At 44.5% G+C, this 24,767-nt stretch carries 9 protein-coding genes and 2 pseudogenes; 1 reads left to right on the forward strand and 10 read right to left on the reverse strand.

All coding sequences use genetic code 11. The features are described 5' to 3' along the window. The 3 genes and pseudogenes from QUA58_RS15295 to QUA58_RS15305 form a co-directional block, all read right to left on the reverse strand. A pseudogene (locus QUA58_RS15295) lies at positions 1 to 752 on the reverse strand (hypothetical protein); the annotation flags it as partial. A 285-nt stretch (positions 753 to 1,037) separates the two neighbouring features. After that, positions 1,038 to 1,811 carry an RNA polymerase sigma factor SigF gene (locus tag QUA58_RS15300; RefSeq protein ID WP_333251985.1) on the reverse strand — a complete coding sequence of 258 codons (774 nt, stop codon included), beginning with the start codon at positions 1,809 to 1,811 and terminating at the stop codon, positions 1,038 to 1,040. Between the two features lie 462 nt (positions 1,812 to 2,273). Then, a complete protein-coding gene (locus tag QUA58_RS15305; protein WP_333251984.1) occupies positions 2,274 to 3,116 on the reverse strand; it encodes a photosystem II manganese-stabilizing polypeptide in 843 nt (280 codons plus the stop codon). A gap of 399 nt (positions 3,117 to 3,515) precedes the next feature. Between QUA58_RS15305 and QUA58_RS15310 the strand changes: the two genes are divergently transcribed. After that, positions 3,516 to 3,878, forward strand: coding sequence for a hypothetical protein (locus tag QUA58_RS15310; protein WP_333251983.1), 363 nt, complete (start codon positions 3,516 to 3,518; stop codon positions 3,876 to 3,878). A 67-nt stretch (positions 3,879 to 3,945) separates the two neighbouring features. Here the strand turns inward: QUA58_RS15310 and QUA58_RS15315 are convergent, their stop codons facing one another. From QUA58_RS15315 to QUA58_RS15345, 7 genes and pseudogenes are all read right to left on the reverse strand, one after another. Beyond that, positions 3,946 to 5,592 carry a calcium-binding protein gene (locus tag QUA58_RS15315; RefSeq protein ID WP_333394689.1) on the reverse strand — a complete coding sequence of 549 codons (1,647 nt, stop codon included), beginning with the start codon at positions 5,590 to 5,592 and terminating at the stop codon, positions 3,946 to 3,948. Between the two features lie 235 nt (positions 5,593 to 5,827). Then, positions 5,828 to 7,654 (reverse strand): response regulator, encoded by a 1,827-nt coding sequence (locus QUA58_RS15320; protein ID WP_333394691.1) that lies wholly within the window; start codon positions 7,652 to 7,654, stop codon positions 5,828 to 5,830. Positions 7,655 to 7,796: 142 nt separating this feature from the next. After that, positions 7,797 to 10,079, reverse strand: coding sequence for an ATP-binding protein (locus tag QUA58_RS15325; RefSeq protein ID WP_333394693.1), 2,283 nt, complete (start codon positions 10,077 to 10,079; stop codon positions 7,797 to 7,799). A gap of 11 nt (positions 10,080 to 10,090) precedes the next feature. Next, a complete protein-coding gene (locus QUA58_RS15330) occupies positions 10,091 to 11,611 on the reverse strand; it encodes an extracellular solute-binding protein (protein ID WP_333394694.1) in 1,521 nt (506 codons plus the stop codon). Between the two features lie 118 nt (positions 11,612 to 11,729). Next, positions 11,730 to 13,253: pseudogene (locus QUA58_RS15335) on the reverse strand (ABC transporter substrate-binding protein). Positions 13,254 to 13,348: 95 nt separating this feature from the next. Then, positions 13,349 to 19,204 (reverse strand): AAA family ATPase, encoded by a 5,856-nt coding sequence (locus tag QUA58_RS15340; protein WP_333394695.1) that lies wholly within the window; start codon positions 19,202 to 19,204, stop codon positions 13,349 to 13,351. Between the two features lie 80 nt (positions 19,205 to 19,284). Then, complete coding sequence (locus QUA58_RS15345; RefSeq protein WP_333394697.1) at positions 19,285 to 24,735, reverse strand: AAA family ATPase; 5,451 nt, start codon at positions 24,733 to 24,735, stop codon at positions 19,285 to 19,287. Between the last annotated feature and the right edge of the window lie 32 nt (positions 24,736 to 24,767).

A 24,767-nucleotide genomic window follows, 5' to 3' on the forward strand; every position in this document is an offset into this window, starting at 1 on the left:
TAGCCTAAATCCCAACGAGCTAGCAGTGTACAAGACAGAGGGTTAGTTTTAAAGCAAAGCACCTCCCCAGACCATGATTGTCCACCTTGACAAACCAGATGTGCCAGTGGCTGCCATGTCTGTTGAGATGGCAGACGATAAGTTCCTTGATGGTTGATACGTAGAAATGGATGCCAGCCTACACTTTCAATAAATTGATAAAGCCAATCAGCATACAATCCTCGGTCAGCCGCAACGATCACCCTAAAGTTAGTGGGAATCACACCTTGAACCCGAGAAATCAGTTTTTGCCAATGAGGTTTCCAACTTCCGGGCTCTGTGGCTCTGACAATACACCAAGCTATAGGAATTCCCGACCCACCCAATAAGATGTTCATCGACAGAACTGTAAATTTATCCCCGATGCTAGTGGCATCCAATGCCAAGGCAATGTCCTCAACATTTTTTGGCAGTAAACTTAGCACCCACAACAGTAATGGAGCAAAACAACTACTCACATCGAAATCACGACGATGAAGTCCTTTTTTAGCTGGGGCTTCTTGATACCATTCTTTTAATCGCTGACGGACTGTATTCGGCTTTTCTTCGTTAATGTCAGCGATCAACTGCGAAACTTGGGTTAAACTGCTGGATTTGGTCATCACTACGCCAAAACTCCAAGTCGCTAACCCAATCGCTTGAGGTATTGACAGGTGAGCCATTTGTTTGGAGACAATACATGACCAATCCAAGAGATGCTTATTTTTCAGCATTGAGGTTTTTCCCGCAGCCACGTGTTTCGTTGAATCACCCTTATTTTCGCCTGGTTTAATTGATTTTATACTACCCCCTCGTAAAAAACCTACACCTGTCAGCCCTCTCTCCCTCCCCATGTAATGTTTATTTGTAACCACCTACTTGATGAGTAATAACCACTGACCACTAACAACTGCCAACTGACAACTGTCAACTGTCAACTGACCACTAACAACTGACCACTAACAACTGTCAACTGCCCACTGTCAACTGCCCACTGTCAACTGCCCACTGTCAACTGACTAAAGCTGTTTAGTCATAATCTCTTTGAGCAAATCCAGCCCCTTCTTAACTCGCCGAGAAACAGTCACCGCACTGATACCCAAGCGTTCAGCCGTTTCCTTCTGCGTCAAATCGTAGAGAAAAACAAACTCCAATATCTCGCGAGTCCGTTGTTCCAACATAGCCAAAGCTTGCTGTACGCGAATTTGATCCTCTTGCGCCAACTGAAAACTCCGATACTTGCTATCGGGCATCAATTCGCCCAGACAAGTAGCCCCCTCATCTTCATCTTGCACCGGCGCGTCCAAACTCAGAGGCGACCGGTTGAGATGGGCCAACTTAATTTCTCGCCATTCTTCAACAGAAACCTCAAGGACTGCTGCTACTTCTGCATCCGTAGGTTTGCGGTTTAACTGCACCTGCAAATCCTTGATCGCTGCTACTGACTTGCGTTCCAGGGACTGCCAGTGGCGGGGAAATCGCACACAAGGGCTTTTGTCCCGCAAGTAGTGTTGAATTTCGCCCCGTATGTAGGGAATTGCAAAGGAACTAAAAGCGTGCCCCTTCGCGATATCAAACCGCTCTATCGCCCTGATCAACCCAATACATCCGACTTGCAGCAAATCGTCGTAGCTTTCGCCGCACTGGTTGATCCAGTGGTAAACTTCTTTTCTGACCAGTCCAATATTCAGTTTAACTAACTGATTGCGGATTGCATTCGATCCAGAAAGTTGGTACTCGCGCAACAATTGCAAATTTTCGCTTTTTAGCTCGTTCGGCACTGTGGTAGACATGGTGACATAAGGGTTGGTAGAGCAGAGGACTGAGGTTGCTTTAGATCTAGTTTCCCATCTAGTCTAAAAAAAATCACTTTTAGGTATTGTAATCCTAGCACTTAATGGGTGTGATACCGGACACACCAGTTGAGTTTTCGGAACGTGAACGGATTTAGCGGGATTATCCAAAGGTTTTCGGCATAAGGCAGACTTTTACCAGGTAGAAGGCCTTCGGCACAATCCCCAATTTAAGCAGGATTTTTTAAAATTATATTATAAGCTGAAAGCGCTGTGAATACAAAACTTTAATTAATAAAAAATCCCAACTTCATAACTTGCGAATGACCCCAATTTAATCATAAATTTAGTCATTAGTCAACAGTCCTAAGTTATATTGCTCAAGACTGTTGGCTAATGAAGGGCGAGCAGGAGCTTTACGGCCAGAAACTGCTCAAGTTCGATCAATCCAGAAAGCCAATTTTACGATACAGAAGGCTCAATGCGAGCGTAAAACAAACCCCGAATTTTCACATCCAGAGCGGGTCTAGCTCCCAAATCAGTATCAGAAGGCTGCGTACTCTCAAAAATCCCGCCAACTTCGCCAGTGGCGCTGTTGACTTTAGCAACTTGGAGAGAAATTTTGCCCGCCTTAGTGCGGGTGTCAGCCAGCTTCACATTAGACCGTTTCAGTTTGGAATTGTCAGTAGCCGGAAGCGCTACAGCATTGTCATAGCCAGTCGCTACCCCGCGACCTTTAGGGTCTAAAAAGCCTGCGCTGCGGTAAGAAGGAACGTTAAACTCCCCTCTCAAATCGGTGGAAGTATTGATAGCAACTACTCCGGGTTCGGAACTAGCTACCAGTTCTTTAATGGTAAACAAGAAAGGTACTTGCTCTCCGCCCGGTAATTGAATCGTAATAGCTTGAAAGTCCAAGCCGTCCTCTTCTTTGAAAGTCAGAGTTCCGTCAGTACCGACCTTGAGCGTACCTTGAACTTGGTCAATGCTCGATGTGAACCGTGTCAGCAATTTACCAGGCACAAATTCCGCCTCTTGGCGTTTGTTTGCTGGTTCTTCCTTGACAAAATAAGTGGTGGGCTGCAAACACAAACCAGTCAGTTTATAAGTGCCGCCCGCTTCGATGGGGATCGATCCCCGAGAAGTTTCTGCCAAGCTAGGGCAGTTATTAGCCAGGCCAGTACCTCTAATCTCGTCGTAGGTGAGCAACTCGGTAGTCGCCACCGTCGTGTCAGAAGCAGAAGAACAAGCAACCAGCGCACTCATGCAAAATGCTAAAAGTGCAACAATTAAAGCACGATATTTCATTGCAAACCTCAATATCCAACATCGGATTATATTAAGAAAAAGCCCTACTTCGAGCAAAATATAATTGCCCGCCGGCAGGCTAGGCCAGCGCTTAGGGCAGCATTTAGATCCAGCTCGCTCGCTTCACCGACACCGGCATTGACTCAAAAAATCAAGCTAGTGCGCCGTGAAAATAAGCATGAACTTATGATTTCTCAAAAGTTCGGATCGCAGCCCAATACACATGGTACGACGGGTTGTGCTCTTTTCCTGACTTGGACTGCAAATTAATATTGCTTAAGTCAACCTACTTAAGTTACTTTGCTTATGACCCCGAATGGCGATCGCGACTAGCTCGATTAGTCAGTTGACCAAAAGGCTGGGGACCAAGGCCTTGTAGATTTCAAAGGAAGCAGCAGTATGGACAACGGCAAAGATTTAGAGTCAGAAAAGTTGCAGTCTCAAATGCAATCGCTGACAGAGGCGATTCGGACTTTAGCCGAAAGTTGTCAGGGAGACAGTCTGCTGCTTTTGGCCCTGCTGCGGAGGCTGGAAGCTTCGCACCGGGAAATTCGGGACGGTTTGTTTCAAGCGTCTTTTCCCGACAACCGCCAAGCACTTTACAAACTGCTCAGGAATATTGAAGCCAATGGCGGCTGGCCTTACATCCACCGCATGAAACTTCGATCGCTCTTGGGGTACACCCAACAATTATCTCCCCTAGAAGATTCTCCAGCCGAGTCGCCACAAGACTCGGCAGAAACTCCCCAGGACGTTAAATAGTGATGAGTGATGAGTTTAGTGAGTTTTACATTAACTCATCACTCATCACCGAGCTGCGCGATCGCACCTAGAACCCGAAAGGTGTAGGAACAGGTGTAGGAAAAGGTAGCGGCTTCGGCACCACCGTCGGGAATATCGGCGTCTGGCCCGGCATTGGCAATAGTCCGGGAGTCGGCGCCGGGGGGATCGAACTAATTGATAGCAGAGGCGAATCAGGCACGCTAACTGTCGGCGGAATCGGAATCCTCGGAGTCGGCGTCGGAGTCGGTGCTGCTGTCGGAGTCGGAGTTGGTGCTGCTGTCGGAGTCGGAGTTGGTGCTGCTGTCGGAGTCGGAGTTGGAGTCGGAGTCGGAGTTGGAGTCGGAGTTGGAGTCGGAGTCGGAGTTGGAGTTAGAGTCGGAGTCGGCGCCGCTGGTTCCGTGAGAGTCGGCGTCGCTGCTTCGGTGGGAGTTGGAGTCGGAGTTGGAGTCGGAGTTGGAGTCTCAGTCGGAGTTGGAGTTGGAGTTAGAGTTGGATCTGTAATTGTGGTTGTAACTGTAGTTGTAGTTGTAGTTGTAGTTGTGGTTGGCCTGGGAGTAACCGTCCCAGTCACAGCGATAAAATCGTTGACATCGATCAGCGCCGCCGGAGTGTCTGTCAAAATTGCTAAAAGCTTGCCGTCGAGCGTAATTACTGTATCCCTGAGATTTGAACCGTTGCCTTGGCTAACTACCAGTTGACCGAAAGATAAATTGCTCGGCAGTCCAAAGAAATCCTCTGCGTCATTGTAATCAGTAATTAAAACCAAACTGCCAGGCCCGGCTCCCAATCCAAAAACATCGCTGCCACTACCGCCAGTCAGAGTATCCGAACCCTCACCTCCGATCAGAGAATCATTACCCTCTGCCCCAAATAAATTGTCATTACCGAAACTGCCCAGAATTGTATCGTCACCGAGATTACCGGCCAAGGAATCATCGGCAAAACCGCCGTCTAAAACATCATTACCTTTGCCACCAAAGAGGAAGTCATTGCCTTCATCTCCCAGTACCGAGTCATCGCCTAAATCGCCGCGAAGCGTATCGGAACCGATGCCGCCAAAAACCGTATCGTCAGCCTTGCCCCCGAATATTTGGTCGTTGCCGGAGTCACCGAAGAGCGAATCAGTGCCGTCATTGCCATACAAAGTGTCGTCACCGTCGGCACCGAGGAGATAGTCGTTGCCGTCACCGCCAAACAGTTGATCTCCGCCACTACCGCCGTTGAGAGAATCATTCCCGACATCCCCGTAGAGAAAATCTTCATCAGCATTCCCGAACACCGAATCGTCTCCGTCACCCCCCACCAGGCTGTCATTGCCAGTACCGCCGGCAATCACATCAAAGTTCGCGTTGCCGCGAATCACATCGTCGCCGGCATCTCCGAATAAGGTGTCTAACCCGTCGTTGCCTTCGATGATGTCGTTGCCCAAACCGCCGAGAATTGAGTCGTCGCCGTTTCCGCCTAAAGCAAAATCGCGGCCTTGGTTGCCAATGAGTTCGTCATTTCCTTCGCCCCCAAACAGCGAATCTCCTCCGTCGCCTCCGAGCAGTTGGTCGTTGCCCGCGTCCCCCTCTAGGGTGTCATCTCCACTGGCGCCCAGGAGCGTGTCATCGCCATCTAAAGCGCGAATTCGATCGCCCTGCGGAGTTCCTAAAATAAAGTCGTTGCTGTCTGTGCCAATCAGGTTTGCCATAGGGAATACACCGCTCCTCAATAAAAGAATTCTTTAAATTAGGTTAATAGCCTTGGTAGCAGGGCATTACTGCTTGCCTACGTTAGCATAGTTGAGATTTTGGCAATAGTCGCGAAGCAGCGGGGGAGATTGGTGCGAGTGTCTTGATGTGCGATCGACAAATAGGTTCGTAGTGCGTCCTCGCGTCCGCTGAAATTGATGAGCTGACTAAAGTCCGCGCTACGAACCTATTTTATTAAATGACGAAGGGCTGCAATTTTTGTTCGCTAACAGGTAAAACTATCACAAATTCACTCCCCTCTCCCTCATGGGAATTCACATCAATTGTGCCGCCATGTTTTTCGACTACAATCTGGCGGGCGATCGCCAATCCTAACCCAGTACCTTTTCCTACGGCCTTCGTTGTGAACAAATGGTCAAAAATCCGTTGTTTCACAGCTTCTGTCATCCCCGCCCCGTTATCAGCAATTGTAATTTTGATATGCCGATCGCCCGATCGACCAATCCTCACCTTGATACAATTGGGATTAGCTGCGATTGCCACAAAACTGCGTCCTTGACTTGACTCTTCTAGAGCATCGATCGCATTTGCGAGCAAATTCATAAATACTTGGTTAAGTTGACCGGGAAAGCATTCTATTTGAGGGAGATTCCCGTAATCTGTGACAACGTCGATCGCCGGACGGTGTTCGTTAGCTTTCAGCCGGTGTTTAAGAATTAAGATGGTGCTCTCAATCCCTTCATGAACATTAAAGGGAACTTTGTAGTCTTGATCGGCTCTAGAAAACGTTCGCAAACTCGTGCTAATATCACAAATACGTTGAACGCCCAACTTCATCGAGTCAATTAGCTTCGGTAAATCGTCACGGATATAATCTAGGTCGATCGCCTCAATTTCATCTTGAATCACGTCACTGACATTGGGATATTCTTGCTGATACAACTCAAGCAAACCGAATACATCTTGAATGTAATCCACAGCCGGTTTAATATTGCCACTGATAAAGCCGACAGGATTATTGATTTCGTGTGCCACGCCTGCAACGAGATTGCCTAGCGCCGACATTTTTTCACTTTGCACAAGCTGCATCTGAGTGCGCTGGAGTTTTTCAAGGGCTTGTTCCAGATTTTGTTTTTGCTGTTTTAGTAGCTCTTGGGCCTGCTGACGTTCCGTAATATCTTCTGTTATTAATAAAATGCCGAACACACGATCGTTGGCATCGCGCAGAGGTATCTTATTGGTATCTAACCAGATTTGTTGACCATCTATTCCTCGCGATGGCTCAATAATATGGAGTTCTGCTTGACCAGAATCCATAATGCGCCGATCGCAGTTTCGATACGAGTCTGCTTCTTCCTGACTCCACGGAAAATCGTAGTCATTTTTACCAATAAGTTCATCAGGTGAACTTAAGCCCGCAGCTTTAGCAAAACTATGATTACAACCCAAATATACTGAATTGATATCCTTCCACGCCACCCATTGCGGGACAGTATCAAATACCAAACGCAGTAAGTTTTGGGTTTGTTGGAGGGTGTCAATTGATGCAAACAATTCCTGAGTTCGTTCAGCAACTCGTTGCTCCAGTTCCTCTGTGAGTTCTTGCAGTTCTGCATTTCTGGCTTCCAGAGCTTGACTCAATTGACTGAGCTTGAGATGCGATCGCACCCGTGCTAACACTTCACTCTGTTGAAATGGCTTAGTAATGTAGTCAACCGCCCCTAATTCAAAACCTTTAACTTTATTCACAGGATCGGACAAAGCCGTCATGAAGATCACAGGAATATTCGCAGTTGCCGGATTTGCTTTGAGACGCTCACAGGTTTCAAAACCATCAATTCCTGGCATCATCACATCGAGCAAAATCAACGACACTGGAGTATGTTGCAATTGTTGAAGCGCACCTTCACCACTGGTCGCGATTGCCACTTCAAAGCTGGCATCTGCTAGCGTGTCTGAAAGCACCTTCAAATTACTTGGCATATCATCAACGATCAGAATAATGCTAGTATCAAATAACGGTAGGGTAGGATTTGTTAACATTTTATTAAATTCAATCATGGTAAACATCTCGCAGATAGTTGGATAGAGCCGAATCTCAGGTTTCTGGAGGTAGATACGAAAGCTTTAAATAAAAGCTTGACATTCAAAAAGTGGGGCGTATCTGATGGAGGGTGAGAGCCGCTATAATAGAATTACGGAATTATTCTGCTGGCAGATAGCGTTCGAGAAAAGGTGGAATCTTTTCAATTTGGAAATTTTCTGCATAGTAACGAACTTCCTGTACAAACGGTTTGTACTGTCGATCGACCTCTAATATTTTAAGCTGTTGTTCGATCGCCATTAAGCGTCCCTGCAAGGCTAATTTGTGCAACTGAGACAACACCTCATTGGTTGGTGGCACGATCTCTGGGGTTGATGAAGATGGTTCTAAGGAGTCGGCTGTTGCGTCCTCGCTGGCGATCGACTCATTGTCGTAGAGCCATTCTAGGTTAAGATACTTCTGTACTAGCTCTAGCAACTTTAACGCTTCAATCGGTTTTGGCAAAAAGACATTTGCACCAGCCTGAATGCTCTCGTTCTGATTGCTCTCAAACACACTAGCAGACGAGGCGATCGCCGCAACATCTTGCAGTTGGGAACAGGAGCGAATCTGCCGCAGCATCTGATAGCCATCCATCTCTGGCATCATCAGATCGGTAATAATCAGGTCAGGATGATGCTCCTTTGCCTTCTCTAACCCTTCTCGACCATTACTGGCTTCCATCATCTCAAATCCCAACGGTTCCAGTAAACTGACTACAACCGATCGATTCTCCCAGCGATCGTCCACCACCAGCACCAAGCGCTTGCCGCCCCCAAATCCCACAATCTTACCTTCGTGGGTTGTTCGCAAAGTTGTTGCCCAATCCTTAGCTTCGGGGAGTTCCACCTCAAACCAAAAAGTGCTACCCTGTCCCAACTGGCTTTTCACATTGAGCGTACTACCCATCAGAGTAACAATTTGCTGACTGATTGCGAGTCCCAAACCAGTACCTTCTGCTTGTTTTTTGACCTCACCTACTTGTTCAAAAGGTTGGAAAATTTTTGTGAGTCCATCTGGCGATATTCCCACCCCTGTATCTTCGATCTCAAAGCGAATTTGATAGGTTGCACGTTCGATTTTGTGACTTTTCGTGCGAAACGTCACCCCGCCTTTGTCAGTAAACTTAATGGCATTGCCCAACAAATTAATCAACACCTGTCTGAGGCGTTTTTCATCGATTGTCACCCCAGTAGGTAAATCAGCATCAGGCTCATAGGTAAAAGGAATTCCTTTTTGGTTAGCGCGGACACGCACAATCTCCGCAATGCCTTCGAGAAAGGCTGGCAAATGTACCTCGCTAGAGCTTAATTCCAATTTACGGGCTTCGATTTTTGCCAGGTCAAGAATATCGTTGATCAGGTTAAGTAAATGATTGCCACACTGGTAGATGACATCTACGCCTTTCTTGCCCCGTTCCGTCAGCGGTTCGTTCCCCTGAAGAATTTGAGCATAGCCCAGGATGCCGTTGAGCGGGGTTCTCAGTTCGTGGCTCATACTTGCTAGAAAGTCGCTTTTGGCTTGGTTGGCGCTATCAGCGAGTTGCATAGCTGCTTCGAGTTCAGTCGTGCGTTCTTGAACTCGTTGTTCCAGGGTTTCAAAGGATTCTTTGAGTTGTCCTGCCATGTGGTTGAATGATGTTGCCAACTCGCCCAGTTCATCGCTGCGATCGGTAGGTAATGTCTGACTCCACTCTCCGTTAGCAAGTTGTTTAGATGCCTGATTTAACTGTAGGATTGGGCGGACTACTAACGATTGAGCTAACCGCCTGATCGCAATCAATGTCAGCAACAGGACAACACCAAAAATCGTGATGGCGATCGCTCCCACTTGCAGCTCACTTTGAATAATCGCACTGGCATTGAGCTCAATCACTAACAGGCCATTGGTTCGCCCAAACTGATTTTTAATGGGTGAATATCCATATAAAACCGGCAGCCCCTCAGAGTTTTTCTGAATATCCCGCTCGACAGTTGGCTGTTGCAGATTAGCAATGCCAGCTTGCAGCACAGACGTAGAGTGCTCTAAAGGCTCCCCAACTACTGCAAGAGGACGATTTTTTTGAGCTAAATCCAAGACAAAAACAACTTGACCGTTAGATTGTTGCCGCAGGGTGTAAATGTGATTAATAGATGGACTGGCAGTTTGAATATTTTGCAGCCGTTCCTGGTTGATTTTGTAGAAAGGCTCCTTCATGTTGTCTGCGCTGACAGTGAGGGCAAGATAGTCACTGTCAATTTGTGGGGTTGCCAAACGCAGTAATTCCAACAAGCGATCGCGCATCTCCTGACGCTGAACTGTGCGTAACTGCCAGTACAATCCCGATGTCAGCAATCCAGCGGCCAATGTGATGAGGAGCGAATACGCTAAAACAATTTTTCGGCTAAGACTCTGTTGACGCATACTTTTTATCCTCAAGATTGTAGACCCAGGCTAGACCGATAAACTGTTTTTTGGGAGTCTCGCCCGACTGCGTTGGTAATCTCCTCCCATCCCTGTTCAATTCGCTGCATTGCTTCCTGTTTTGTAATTTTGTCTGCTAAGAAATCCGCTCGCACAGTATCAAGGAAATTTATATATTCCTGAGTTTTAGGAATTTTGAGATCCAAAACCATGTTGGGACTACTCAAACTCACACCGATCGCCCCTAAGTAGTTATTGGCAGCAGTAAAGGACATCCCTGATTTAATCCAGGGATCGGAATTTTTAAATTGGGAGATCCGATAGGGATTTAAGCCCGTGTTACCATGAGTAACGTTAATATTAGCCTGGGCAGGCTGACTCATGTAAGAGAGAAATGCGTAGGCAGCATCCTTTACTTTTGGTGGTGATTTTGCCGCCACTACACCCACCCAGCCCCCGTTGGCAGCGTAGGGTGCGTGATTAACTCCGCCAATGGCGTAAGGACAGGTAAACTTATCGCAGGCGACCAGTTTGTTAGTTTTGCGATCGAGCACTTGAGTCGTCCCCGGTGTAATTGAAGCCCCCACTTTATCTGTCACCTTAGACACCGCCTTATCAATAGCGAAGGGGCCAATATCACCCCAATCAAGGGTCATGGCACACCGCCCACTCAGAAATATTTTTCTCGCTGTAGCTAGATTCAGATTTTGATCATCGGGAACTCCATATTTCATGGTTTGTTTATATATCTCTAGCGCCTTAGCAAATCCTGGATTATTTACTAGAGGTTTCATTGTCTCTGGATCAAAAAATATTCCTTGGGCTGTTCCCTGAGATTGTAGAAAGGGAGCAAAAAATGAACCCAAGAATGTTGTACTGATTTCGTTGGCAACCTTGGGGATACAAGAGCCGTAGTCTGGTTCCCCATCGCCATTAAGGTCTTTGCCATGAAACTGTTTAGCTACTGCTAGATAGTCATCCCAAGTTTCGGGAGGCTTTAACCCTGCTTGCTTCAACAAATCCGTGCGGTAATAAACCATATGAAAATCACCATCTAAGGGAATTGTGTAGGTGCGTCCCTTGTAGTTGGCGCTGAAATCTCGGAATAGGGGTGCAATATCATCCCACTCTAAAGCAGGATCGGATTTTCGGCGATCGGTTAAATCTTCTATATAGCCAGCATCAGCAAAATCGATTTGCCACTGAGGCAAAATAATAGCTAGATCGTACTCTGAAGCATTGCCAGACCAGTTCTTATGTAACAAGTTGCGATAATTTATAAAAGGAACCTCCTTTAGATCGATCTTAGCTCCAGTCAATGCCTCAAACCCAGCAATATTTCTCCCATCCGCTAGATTAAGTCCTCCAGGATTGGTAACAACATTAATTGTCACTCCATCAAATCGCTGAGGAGGCAAGGTGGTAGCGATAGAAGTAGTTGGGGTTAGCCCTGGGGATGAAAGCGTTGGGGGATTGGATTGAAAGAAGCTACATCCGGGCACTGCGATGCTGAGCCATAAGGCTGTTAACATTACAGCCAGATACTGGAATGGTTTCCTCCAAGAGTGTAAGCGTTGCTGCCAAGAAAAAATCATGGGTAGTAAGAGTGTGTCAATGTGAGGTTTACGTTTTGCAAAGCAGCACTTATTCTCAAGATTGCAGACCTAAACTAGAACGATAGGCTGCCCGTTGAGAGTCGCGGCCTACTTTGTTGGTAATCTGCTGCCATCTTTGTTCGATCTGCTGCATGGCTTGCTCTTTTGTAATTTTGTCTGCTAAGAAATCCGATCGCACAGTATCGAGGACTTCCAGATATTCCTGATTGTGAGGAATTGTCAAATCCAATACCATGTTTGGATTGCTCAAACTCACGCCGATCGCACCTAAATAGTTGTTGGCAGCATCGGTTGACATCCCTGATTTAATCCAGGGGTCTACGTTTTTAAATTGCGAAACCCGGTAGGGGTTGAAGCCGGTTTCGCCGATCGTCACATCTACATTCGATTGAGCGGGTTGACTCATATAGGAGAGAAACGCATAGGCGACATCCTTCACCTTTGGCGCTGCTTTTGACGCCACGACACCAACCCATTCCCCATAGGCTGCATAGGGCGCGTGATTGACTCCATCAATGGCGTAAGGACAGATAAACTTATTGCAGGCGACGAGTTTGTTAGTTTTGCGATCGAGAATTTGAGTCGTACCCGGAGTGATAAAGGCTCCTATTTTATTAATCACTTTAGACTTGGCAGGATCGATCGCCAGCGTACCAACATCTCCCCAGTCAAGAGTCATCGCACACCTCCCACCCAGAAATAATGCTCTTGCTTTGGCTTGACTCAGATTTTGATCCTGGGGAACTCCATAGTTCATTGTTTGTTTATAGATTTCTAGTGCTCTAGCAAATCCGGGATTGTTGACTAAGGGTTTCATCGTATCTGGGTCAAAAAATACCCCTTGTGCCGTTCCCTGAGATTGTAAAAAGGGAGTGACAAATGAACCCAATATCGATGCACTATATTCCTTGGGAACCTTTTCAATACAAGAGCCCTAGTCTAGTTCGCCATCGCCATTCAGGTCTTTGCCGTGAAACCGTTTGGCTACTGCTAGATAGTCATCCCACATTGCTGGAGGCGTTAACCCCGCTTGCTTCACTAAATCCGTGCGGTAATAAACCATATGAAAGTCACCATCCAACGGAATCGTGTAGGTGCGTCCCTTATAATTTGCGCTGAAATTCCGAAATAGGGGAGCAATATCGTCCCACTGTAAAGCAGCGTCAGACTTCCTTCGTTCCGTTAAATCTTCCAAATAGCCAGCATCAGCAAAGTCGATTTGCCACTGAGGCAAAACAACTGCCATATCGTATTTTGAAGCAGTACCAGACCAGTTCTGTTGCAATATGTTGTATAAATCTTTAAACGGAACACCCGTCAGCTTAACTTTCGCTCCAGTCAATGCTTCAAACCCAGCAATGTGTCGCATAGTCGCTGTTTTTTGCACTCCATCATGGGTGATGACATTAATCGTTACACCATCGAAGCGTTGAGCGGGGGAGGTTGTAGCGATAGAAGTTGTTGGTGTTTGCCCTGGCGATGAAACCGTTGGGGAATGGGATTGAAAGAAGCTACAGCCTGGAACTGCGATGCTGAGCCATAAGGCTGTTAGCAACATGGCAAGATACTTGAGTGGTTTGATGCAAGCGCATAAGCGTTGGTTTATAGAAAATTCATGGTTTGATACAGATCCAGTACAGGTGATAATAAAGACTATTTGATGGACATTTCGATCGCAAATTCTGTCCCCTCACCAACCGCAGAGTAGCAACTCAACTTACCGCCGTGGGTTTCTTCGACAATCTGGCGGGCGATCGCCAACCCCAACCCTGTACCCTTACCCACAGCTTTTGTAGTAAATAAATGGTCAAATATTTTTTGTTTAAGCTCTTCATTCATTCCCTTACCATTATCAGAAATGGTAATTTTTACTAGATTATCTGCCGTTGAAGTGGTAACAGTAATTCGGTTGAGATTGGCTTTAATTGACTGAAAGTTTCGTCCAACATTCGACTCATCCAATGCGTCAATGGCATTAGCCAAAATATTCATAAACACCTGATTTAGTTGTCCGGGGAAACACTCGATTTGAGGTAAATTGCCATAGTGGGTAATCACTTCAATAGCGGGACGTTGATCATTGGCTTTCAGACGATGTTTGAGAATCAAAATCGTGCTATCAATGCCTTCGTGAATGTTGAAAAGAACTTTATGATCGCGATCTGCACGGGAAAATGTTCGGAGTGAAGTGCTGATCTTACTTAACCTGTCGCACGCGATAGACATGGCATCAATGACTTTTGGTAAGTCTTCCAAGCTATAATTCAAGTCAATTTCTTCGGCATGAGCGATAATTTTCTCAGTTGGCTCTGTTAGCGTTTTTTGATATAGTTCTAAGTGTTCAACAATGTCATTAAAGGTTGGTTTGGCTTGGTGGAGACTAGCAGAAATAAAACCCAAAGGATTATTCATTTCGTGAGCTACCCCAGCCACAAGATTACCCAGTGCCGACATTTTTTCACTTTGGACTATTTGTAATTGAGCGTTTTGTAACTCGGTTAATGCTTGTGCTAAATCTTGCGTCTTTTGCTGCACAGCAAGTTCTGCTCGCTTGCGATCGCTAATATCAATTACCACTCCATCCCATAAGATTGCACCATCTGCTTGGCGCGCTGGCCTAGCAGCAGAGAAAACCCATTTTACGATTCCTGAAGGCACAATAATACGCCATTGTTGCTCAAATGGTGTTAGATTTTGGGCAGAGTAGATCATTGCTTGTGTAATAGTTAGGTCATCATCAGGATGATGCATAGCGTTAAGGCTATGTACACCTGCCATCACTAACTCTGGTGCTAACTCATATAAGTCGAAACAGCCAGAGCTGACATAAGGTGTTGAAATTGAACCGTCAGCCCCCAGACGTAATTGGTACACCGTACCAGGAATATTATTTGCTAAATTTTGGAAACGGATTTCACTAGCCTGCAATTTTGTTAGAGATTGTGTTAACTGTTGTGCATATTTTTGAGAATTTTCATAGAGTCGCGCATTTTCTAGGGAAATAGCAGCTTGAGCGCAAAGTAAATTTAGCAGTTCGACGCGATCGCGCGTGAAAGCACCCTTTGCTAAATTATTTTCTAGATATAAAATGCCCATCAACTTGCCTTGATGCAAAATCGGGCTGCACAAAATACTCTTCGGCTGCTGGCGCATGATATAATGGTCATTGGCTAAAGTCAGATCGGCACTCGCATCAACTATTACGGCAGTCTGCTGGTTGTGATTAACTTTGTAAATCAGCTTTAAGGGAATATCTTGACTCTCTTCAATGGGAAGGCGCTGAAACACAACTGGCTCCGTCCCCACGCTTATTGAGCCTTTAATGAGCAGGCGATCGTCTCGCAACAGCATTAACACGCATTTGTCAGCCCCCGCATTTTCAATGACAATGGAAAGCAACGATGAAAGTAGTTTTTCGAGTTCGATTTCACTGGAAATAGTTTGGGAAGCTTTAAGAATCGCTTTTAAATCTAGGGTATCTGAGACACTGCTGCTAGAAGTAGCCGAACTCGTGGATGTGACAGTTGCTAATGCGAAGATGGTTGCGTCAGTTGACAGGGGAGAACGGGTTTGTTTTAATATGGGGGCAAGTAATTGGGGATAGCGTTTTTCCAGGTCGGCGGCTTTGGCTATTGCACCCCAACGAGCGTAGCAATAGTAGGCGTCCTGCATATATCCGGCTGCTACTTTTGCTTTGCTCCATTCAAGGTAGAATCTAGCGGCGAGTTCGTTAGCAAGTGCTTCTTCTTGGATGTATTTGTTGGTTTTGGCTGTTGCGATCGCTCGATCGTATAACTCAATGGCTTCGGCTTTTCGCCCTAACACTCGACATTTTTCGGCTTCTACCAAATCAAATTTATGCTGATAATTCATCGGGGCATGGTGCGCCCAGTGTTGCAACTGAGTTTGGTTTTCTATTACACTCTGCAATTCTGCTGATGTTTCATCTAATTGTGGATTCAATTGTGCCAAAGTCAGCAGAGAATCATAAAGATAAAATACTGGTTCGGTGACTAATCCCGCACCAGCCATAAAATAGCGCCTGACTTCAACAGCATGATTTTTCGCTGGCTCAATTTCTCCAAATAAGAAACAAAGCAGCAGTTTATACAAATGGAAAATATACAATCCATATCCATCATTTGCAGACTGTAGCTGCTGGAGAAATTCTGTTTCTTCAAGGGCTTTTCCAGATAAAAAAGTGGGATGTTCTGCAAAACCTAGCAGATTTAAAACTGGTTGCCAATAGATCCGGCTATAATTTGCGGTTGTCAATTGATTTAATTGCATCAAACTATGGCAGTAGGCGCTAATATCCTGCTCTAAGGTAGCCAGGGATTGATTACACCAAAAAGAATTGAGACAAAAAGTGTGCCCATTATATCCAGCCATTACCAGGTTTCCAAATTCTAGGGCAGCGGTGTAACCTTCTTGCAACAGGGGTAGTGTTTCTTTAATGTGAGATTTGCGGTGTACAACAAATATCCCCAAGATCATCAAAACATCTGTTTTACTTGCTTTGGCATCGAGTTTTGAAATGATCTGGAGTCCCAGGGAACCAAATTGCGATCCTGTATCTACGGCTTGTAAGAAATTGCAGAGAATACTGCCATAGGTCGCATAGCCTAAAGCAGAAGTGGATGTGTTACCGTACTGAATTGAGAGTTTAACGGACAAACTATTCAGCAATTGGTACAGCGCAGAGCCAGAGAGGTAAGCTGCTGGGATTATGATATTGACAATCTTAAGAGTAGCGAGTTTTTCTGCATCCCTCATCTCAGGCAAGTTAACCAAATCGGCAATTTCCCTATCTCCAATGAGTTCCTCAATCTCTTGGATTTCCTGTTGAAGATCTGATGGTGCGGGTGTTTCAGGAAAGGTAACGCCAAGCTGTTGTAAGACTTGTTGGCCAATCGCGATCGCTGAGGTTAATTTACTTTGGGAAATATGAAATTGAATTCTAATACAGTAAACATTGACCTTTTCCGGTAAGGAGCGTGCCTGTTGAATCACAATATCAATGAACTTTTCCATCGCCTCAAAGTCACCGCATAGCATGGCGACTTCCGCCGCTAATTCATAGAAGGCGAGACTCATTTCATACTGCTGTTGCCAAGTATTTTCTACTAACAGGGATAATCCCACTGTGGCATATTCACTCGCCGCTTGATAGGCGGTGGCACTTTTTGCTTTGCGACAGGCAATCAGATTGAGTTTTGCTAATTCTTCTCGTTCTGTTTGTTTGGTAATTAAAGAAGTTCCGTGATTTAATTGATTGACGATTTCAAAAATCCGGTCTTCTCTTGCTTGTGCGGAAATCTGTTGCAGCAGTAGTTGTCCGATTTTGAGATGAGTTGCTTGTTTTTGGTCATCGGGAATCAAAGAATAAGCGGCTTGTTGGACGCGATCGTGTAAAAATTTGTAGTTAACAGTCTGTTGATTTTCTTGAGTAACTGCTAGATTTTCTTCCCCAACATAAAACTTATAAACATCGCCGATCGGTAAAATCAATCCTTCTTGCAAGGCTTTCCACAATGCAGCCGCCGTCTCTACCTCCGATTGTTCCGAAACAATTGCCAAAGTATTTAAATCAAAAGAGTTGCCAATACAAGCAGCTAACTGCAATAATTCTTGAGTTGATGGCGGGAGTTTTCGTAGTTGCAAACTCATAAAAGCCACAACATCATCTGTAACCGATTGAATTGTCACTTCTGCAAGGTCACAATGCCAACAGCCTAATTTCACATCAAATTGAATCAGTTTTTCTTGATGTAATGCTTTGAGAAATTGGGTGGCAAAAAACGGATTTCCTTGAGTTCTCTGAGCTACCAATTTAGATAGAGGGGATGCCAAACTTAACGAACATTTTAGCGTCTCAGCAACTAACTGATTTACCGTTATTTGATTCAGGGGTGCTAAAGTAATTGTATTAATCGTTGCTTGGTTTTTTTGAATCTCACTCAAAGTCAACATCAATGGATGTGCTGGATTGACTTCGTTATCACGATATGCACCAATTAATAAAAGATGACTGCTATCAGACATTAATAGCTGCATTAACTTCAGCGATGCCGAATCTGCCCATTGCAAGTCATCTAAAAACATCACCAAGGGGTGTTCTGGGCTGGTAAAGACTTGGGTAAATTTCTGAAATAATAAATTAAATCGATTTTGGGCTGCTGTTCCCGATAATTCGACTGCGGGTGGTTGTTGTCCGATAATTATTTCTAGTTCGGGTATAACTTCGATAATTACTTGTCCGTTTTCTCCCACAGGTTCTAAAATCTTATTTTTCCATTGCTGGATTTGAGAATCACTTTCGGCGAGCAATTGCCCCATTAAATCTCGAAATGCTTGGACGAAAGCACTTAAGGGAATATTCCGTTGAAATTGGTCGAATTTTCCTTTGATGAAATAACCCCGTTGTCGTACAATGGGTTTGTGAACTTCGTTGACAACGGCTGTTTTTCCAATGCCGGAAAATCCAGCGACTAGCATCATTTCTGTTTTCCCTAAACTGACTCTTTCAAAAGCTTGGAGTAGGGTTTCTATTTCAGTTTCTCGTCCATAAAGTTTGTCGGGGATGATGAAGCGATCGCACAGATCCTTTTGAGCTATTTTAAAGCTTTCAATGTTCCCAGATTCTTGGAGTTGACGTAAACATTTTTCTAGATCGGATTTCAGTCCTAACGCACTCTGATAGCGCTCTTCCACATTTTTCGCCATCAATTTGCTGACAATCTCTGAAAGTACAAATGGAATTTGTGGCTTGATTTCATGTACTAATGGTACTGCTTTGGCGATATGGCAATGCACTAACTCCATTGGATCATTTGATTGAAATGGCAATTTTCCTGCCAGCAATTCGTAGAAAGTCACCCCTAAAGAATAAAAATCAGTCCGATAATCAATCCCCCGATTCATTCTGCCTGTTTGTTCTGGGGAAATGTAAGCCAGCGTTCCTTCTAATACATTGGGATTGAGCAAAGCTTGGGTTTCTCGTGGCAGTAGAGAAGCGATACTAAAGTCAATTAATTTAACTTGTTTGGTTTCGGGATTAATGAGAATATTACTGGGTTTGATGTCTTTGTGAATGATGCGCTCGCGATATAATACATCTAAGGCATCGCACAGAGCGATCGCTAGAACTAAAAACTCCCTCAAAGATAGTGCATTTTTCTCTTTAAGTGCCCATTCCTGAAGGGAAATCCCCCCAAAATCTTCCATCACCAAGGCATAGCCATTTCGATAGGGTTCTAGACTGTAGGTTTGGATAATTAGGGGTGAGTTAAGGTTTTTAGCAATAGTGTATTGATTGCGAAACTGCACCAGTTCGCTAAAGGTGGGATACTCGTTTTTCAGTAGTTTAATAACAACAGGTAGTTGGTCATCGGTACGGATGGCTTGATAAACCAAGGTGCGAGTTCCTTCATCAATTGTTTTGATAATTTGACAGTTAAAAAGTTGAGATTTTGTGTTTTTGTTGTGGTTTGGGTGGGAGTTGTTCATGGCTATTGTTGACGTAAAATTAGTGAGTGGTTTGTTAATGAGTCTGAATGTCAGGAAAAAAATTAACTGTTTCGTTCTACTTAAGTTGGTAAGCTGATGATAAATTCTGTTCCCCTTCCCAGTATAGACTGAACGTTCAGGGAACCGCCATGTTTTTCGACGACAATTTGACGGGCGATCGCCAGTCCCAATCCTGTGCCTTTACCTACTGCTTTAGTGGTAAATAAATGCTCAAATATCTTAGCTTGAACTTCTTCATTCATCCCCTTTCCATTATCAGTAATGGTAATTTTAACGAGATTATTTTCGACGGAGGTTGTAATGGCAATGCAGTTATAATTTGCCTGAATTTCGGCAAAAATTCGACCTATATTTGATTCATCCAACGCATCGATAGCATTGGCAAGAATATTCATAAACACCTGATTTAATTGACCTGGAAAGCAATTAATCGCCGGAATTTTCCCGTAGTTAGTGACAACTTCAATCGCGGGACGAGTATCCGAAGCCTTGAGGCGATGGCGTAAAATCAAGATGGTGCTATCAATCCCTTCGTGCAGGTTGAACTTTTGTTTTTGGTCGCTATCGGCACGGGAGAAAGTGCGGAGACTCTTGCTGATGCTGGTGATGCGATCGCCTCCATCTTTCATGGCTCTGATTAACTTGGGTAAATCAGAGCGTAAATATTCCAGGTCGATTGTCTCTAATTCCTCTTCAATTTCAGTCCCTGGTTGAGGGAATTTATCGTTGTAGAGGTCAATCAGCCCAAATAGGTCATTGATGGAATCTTGGACAGCACCAACGTTGCCAATAATACAGCCGACGGGATTGTTGATTTCGTGGGCTACCCCGGCAACTAAGTTACCTAGGGCAGACATTTTTTCACTTTGGACAATTTGGAGTTGAGCATTTTGCAGGTCGGTGAGGGTCTGCTTGACTTGATTGTAAAGCCGGGCATTTTCTAGAGAAATAGCCACTTGGGAGCAGAGAAAGTCTAGAATAATGATGCGATCGCTGGTAAACACACCACTGGTTAAGCGATTCTTCAGATACAAAATACCAACCAAATTTCCTTGATTGAGAATTGGTAAACACAGGACACTTTTCGGCTGCTGTAGTGTCAAATAATTATCAATTACGGGTAAATCGGTTTCTAGATCGTCAATCACCACGACTTTGTGAGTGTTTTTGACATATTGAATCAGTTTGATGGGGAGATTGGGGTTGTTTTCCAGGGGTTCGGTGTACAGTTCGGTGGCGGTGGGTGTGGCGATCGCCCGTACTTCCCAAACTTGATTCTCCGAAGGTAAGATTAACGCACAGCGATCGCCCCCCGAATTTTGCAGAATAATTTGCGTCAGTTGGTAGATCAGATCCTCTAATTGAATCGTCCTCGCAAGTGCTTGGGAGGCTTTGAGAATGGCAGCAAAATCAAGGGTTGTATTGATGCTAGAACTGCTAGAACTTTTGCGGGTGTTGGAGTGAAGGGAATAGCCGGGAGATGCGATCGTTGCTAGTGTGCCGAACATTGTCATCGAGGGTTCGGACTGCTGCAAAATCGGGCAAAGCAATTCGGGATAGCGGTTTTCCAAATCATCAGTTTTGGCTTTTGCTCCCCAACGGGCATAACAATAATAGGCTTCTTGCATATAACCTGCGGCAACTTTCTCTTTACCCCAGTTGAGGTAGAATTTAGCAGCTAGTTCGTTTGCTAGGGCTTCTTCTTGGATGTATTCGTTGGCTTTGGCTCCAGCGATGGCGCGATCGTAGCAATCCCCTGCTTCATAATTCTTGCCTAAAACCCGATGTTGTTCAGCTTCTACTAGGTCATATTTATGTTGAAAATTCATCGGTGCGGAAACTGCACGATGGTGGAGTATGGCTTGATTTTTGGAAACCCGCTCCAGCAGTTCGGTTTTGTCTGTGGCTTCGGTATGGGTAGCTAGTGCTGTCAGGGAATCGTAAAAGTAAAAAACTAATTCGCTAATCCCGCTTCCTGCAACTGCTATGGTTTGACGCACTTCTATTGCATCTTGAATTGCCTGTGGATATTGATTGAGGAGATAGGAAGTAGTCAGGCTATAGACCCAATAATAATGCAATCCAATTAAATCATTAGTAGCGGTGAGTGCAGCGTGTATTTGCTCTGTTTTATTTGTCAAAATTGACTGGTTTTGACTATTTTGGAGCCGCTCAACTGCTTGTAAAATAATGTAAGAGTAGTTTAAAGATGTTTTGAGATTGAGCTTGGATAGGGTATTTAAATAAGGTTCTGTTTCTGTCACCAAAGTATTTAAATCCTTACCAGCTATATAAGCGCACTGACACAAATGGTGGACGTTATAGCCTGCAAACTCTGAATCGCCGACTTCCTGGGCTGTCTGGAAACCTTCCTTGTATAAAGCTAAACTGTTGCGAAAATGAGATTTATAATGGATAAAAAATGCGGCTAAGAGAAGATTAACTTTTGGCTCCATAAAACGTGCAGTGAGCTTTGCCACTAATTGTGATGACATCTGAGCAAAGTCATAAGCTGTATCCAAATCCCCTAACATCTTGTTCAATAAAACCGCATAGTTACTGTAACTAAAGGCTGATAGGGAGTTATTACCTTTCTGAATCGACAATATAACTTGAGTCAGAACAATAAATGGAAATAGTTGGGAAGCAGAAAGATAGGCTGCGCCGGTAACACTAGAAAGTAACTGCATAATTGCCAATGCTTCTGGTTCGGTCATCACCGGCAAATCGAGTAAATCTTCAGCAGTTCTACCATTAAGCAATTCCGTTACCTTTTCTACAGCCGATGTTATATCTGTCGATGTCGGTTGCTCTGGAAGATAAGTGTTAAATTTGGTTAAAGCAGTCTGGGCAATCGCGATCGCCTCTTGAAATCTCCCCTGGGTTGTATAGGCTTGAATCTGGATTTCGTAGGCTTTAACGTACTCGGTCGCTTGGAGATTTGCAGCTAAAATTACCTTTACTCCCTGCTCAATTTGCTCGTAATTACCGCATAAATACGCCGCTTCTGTTGCTCCTTCCTGCAATCCTAACATCAGGCTGGTTTGGGTCTGCCAAGCACCATCAGACAGTAAATTTATACCTGTAGTGAAATATTTGAAAGCTGGTTCGTAAGCATTCGAGGCTTTAGCTTTGCGTCCAGCAATTAAATTAAGTTTGGCAAGATTATCTTTTTCCGATTGGTCAAGGATAATTGCGATCGCCCTGTTCCAATGGTTGACAATCTCGAAAATTTTGGCTTCTAGTTCGGTGTCTGGGGTGCTTTGTCGCAGCAACCGAGCGATCGCTAAATGAGTTGACTGTTGTTGATCTTCAGGAATTAGGGAATAAGCGGCTTGTTGAACGCGATCGTGGAGGAACTTATAATTTAGCGTTTCAGTTTGTGTGTTTTGGGTTGTATCCAATTCGCCCACATAGAACTTATAAATTTCACTTTGGGGAATAATTAGTCCTTCCTGCAAGGCTTTCCAGAGGGCAACGGCGACATCAGATTCCGATTGCTCAGAGACGATCGCCAGCGTATTCAAATCAAACTGTGCGCCAATACAAGCGGCTAATTTGAGAATATCTTGGGTATAATTCGGCAGTTTTTGTAACTGTGATGCCATAAATTCCACGACATCATCGGAAATGGCAACAGTGCGAATCTTTGCCAGATCGCACTGCCACCCCCCCGTAGCCCCCCCTTGGTAAGGGGGGGTTGGGGGGGTGAACTGAATCAATCCATCTTGATACAGTGCTTTGAGAAACTGGGTGGCAAAAAAGGGATTGCCTTTTGTTTTGACGGCAATCAATTCTGTCAAGGGTTGCGCGCTCAAAATATGGCAGTTGAGGGTGTCAGCGACTAGCTGGTTTAAGCTACCCTGACTGAGGGAACCCAAAGTAATAGTATTGATGGTGGCGTTGGCTTTGGCGATCGCATCTAAGGTCAACATTAAGGGATGCGCTGGTGAAACTTCATTATCTCGGTAAGCCCCGATCGTTAATAAATAGCGACTTTCCGACTCATTCATCAAAAGTTGTATCAAATTGAGTGAGGCAGAATCAGCCCACTGTAAATCATCCAAAAACATCACCAATGGATGTTCTTTAGTTGTGAAGACTTGAATGAACTTTTGGAACAGTAAATTAAATCTATTTTGTGCCGCAGTTCCTGATAGTTCTGTAGCGGGTGCTTGCTTACCGATGATGCGTTCTAATTCGGGAATCACCTCAATCATTACCTGCCCATTGTCCCCTAGCGCCTGAAGAATCTGAGTTTTCCAGATGTGTAATTTGGTATCGCTTTCACTAAGCAACTGCCCCATTAAATCGCGGAATACTTGCACAAAGGCAGAGAAGGGAATATTGCGATTGAATTGGTCATATTTCCCTTTAATAAAATAACCACGTTGCCGCACAATGGGTTTATGAACTTCGTTGACAACTGCTGTTTTTCCAATCCCCGAAAACCCAGCTACCAGCATCATTTCTGTTGCACCAAGGCTGACTCTTTCAAACGCTTGGATTAGGGTTGATACTTCAGCTTCTCGTCCATAAAGTTGATCTGGGATAATGAAGCGATCGCACAGATCCCTCTGAGCTATTTCAAAACTCTGAATTTCACCAGTTTCTTGAAGTTGAGTTAAACATTTTTCTAAATCATATTTCAACCCTAAAGCACTTTGATATCTATCTTCAGCATTTTTAGCCATCAGTTTCATGACGATATCAGAAAGGACTTGGGGAATAGGAAAATCAACCTCACCCGCCAACCGCCGACTGTTGGGGTGAGGTTGATTCATATTTGGTGATTGTTTTGCAATATGAGAATGTACTAATTCCATCGGGTCATTTGATTGAAATGGTAATTCTCCCGTGAGTAATTCGTAGAAAGTTACACCCAAAGAATAAAAATCTGTACGGTAGTCAATCCCTCGATTCATCCTTCCTGTTTGTTCTGGGGATATATAAGCTATGGTTCCTTCTAAGACATTGGGATTGATCAGGGTTTGGGTTTCTCTTGGCAATAAAGAGGCAATACTAAAATCGATTAATTTGACTTGCTTACTTTCGGGATTAATTAAAATATTGGCTGGTTTAATATCTTTGTGAATGATGCGCTCGTGATAGAGTATATCTAAGGTGTTGCACAGTGCGATCGCAACTTCTAAAAATTCCCCCAATGAGAGTCTATTTTCCTCTTTCACTGCCCATTCTTTCAGGGAAATTCCCCCAAAGTCTTCCATCACCAAGGCATAGCCATTTTGATATGGTTCTAGGCTATAGGTTTGGATAATTAGAGGTGAGTTAAGGTTTTTAGCAATAGTGTACTGATTGCGAAACTGCACCAGTTCGCTAAAGGTGGGATACTCGTTTTTCAGTAGTTTAATAATAACCGGTAGTTGGTCATCGGTACGGATAGCTTGATAAACTAAGGTGCGAGTTCCGTCATAAATTGTTTGGATAATTTGATGGTTGACAATTTGACTGTTTGTGCTTTGCTTCTGGTTTGGGTGGGAGTTATTCATGGCTATTCTTTCCGTAAAATTAGTGAGTGGTT

This window comes from Microcoleus sp. N9_A1, from assembly GCF_036701795.1.
Taxonomy (GTDB): Bacteria; Cyanobacteriota; Cyanobacteriia; order Cyanobacteriales; family Microcoleaceae; genus Microcoleus.

Excerpts from the sequence above, each read along its gene's own strand:
- QUA58_RS15325 (WP_333394693.1), bottom strand. The coding sequence starts at position 10,079 with ATGCGTCAACAGAGTCTTAGCCGAAAAATTGTTTTAGCGTATTCGCTC.
- QUA58_RS15330 (WP_333394694.1), bottom strand. The coding sequence starts at position 11,611 with ATGTTAACAGCCTTATGGCTCAGCATCGCAGTGCCCGGATGTAGCTTC.
- QUA58_RS15345 (WP_333394697.1), bottom strand. The coding sequence starts at position 24,735 with ATGAATAACTCCCACCCAAACCAGAAGCAAAGCACAAACAGTCAAATT.
- QUA58_RS15340 (WP_333394695.1), bottom strand. The coding sequence starts at position 19,204 with ATGAACAACTCCCACCCAAACCACAACAAAAACACAAAATCTCAACTT.
- QUA58_RS15315 (WP_333394689.1), bottom strand. The coding sequence starts at position 5,592 with ATGGCAAACCTGATTGGCACAGACAGCAACGACTTTATTTTAGGAACT.
- QUA58_RS15310 (WP_333251983.1), top strand. The coding sequence starts at position 3,516 with ATGGACAACGGCAAAGATTTAGAGTCAGAAAAGTTGCAGTCTCAAATG.
- QUA58_RS15305 (WP_333251984.1), bottom strand. The coding sequence starts at position 3,116 with ATGAAATATCGTGCTTTAATTGTTGCACTTTTAGCATTTTGCATGAGT.
- QUA58_RS15320 (WP_333394691.1), bottom strand. The coding sequence starts at position 7,654 with ATGATTGAATTTAATAAAATGTTAACAAATCCTACCCTACCGTTATTT.
- QUA58_RS15300 (WP_333251985.1), bottom strand. The coding sequence starts at position 1,811 with ATGTCTACCACAGTGCCGAACGAGCTAAAAAGCGAAAATTTGCAATTG.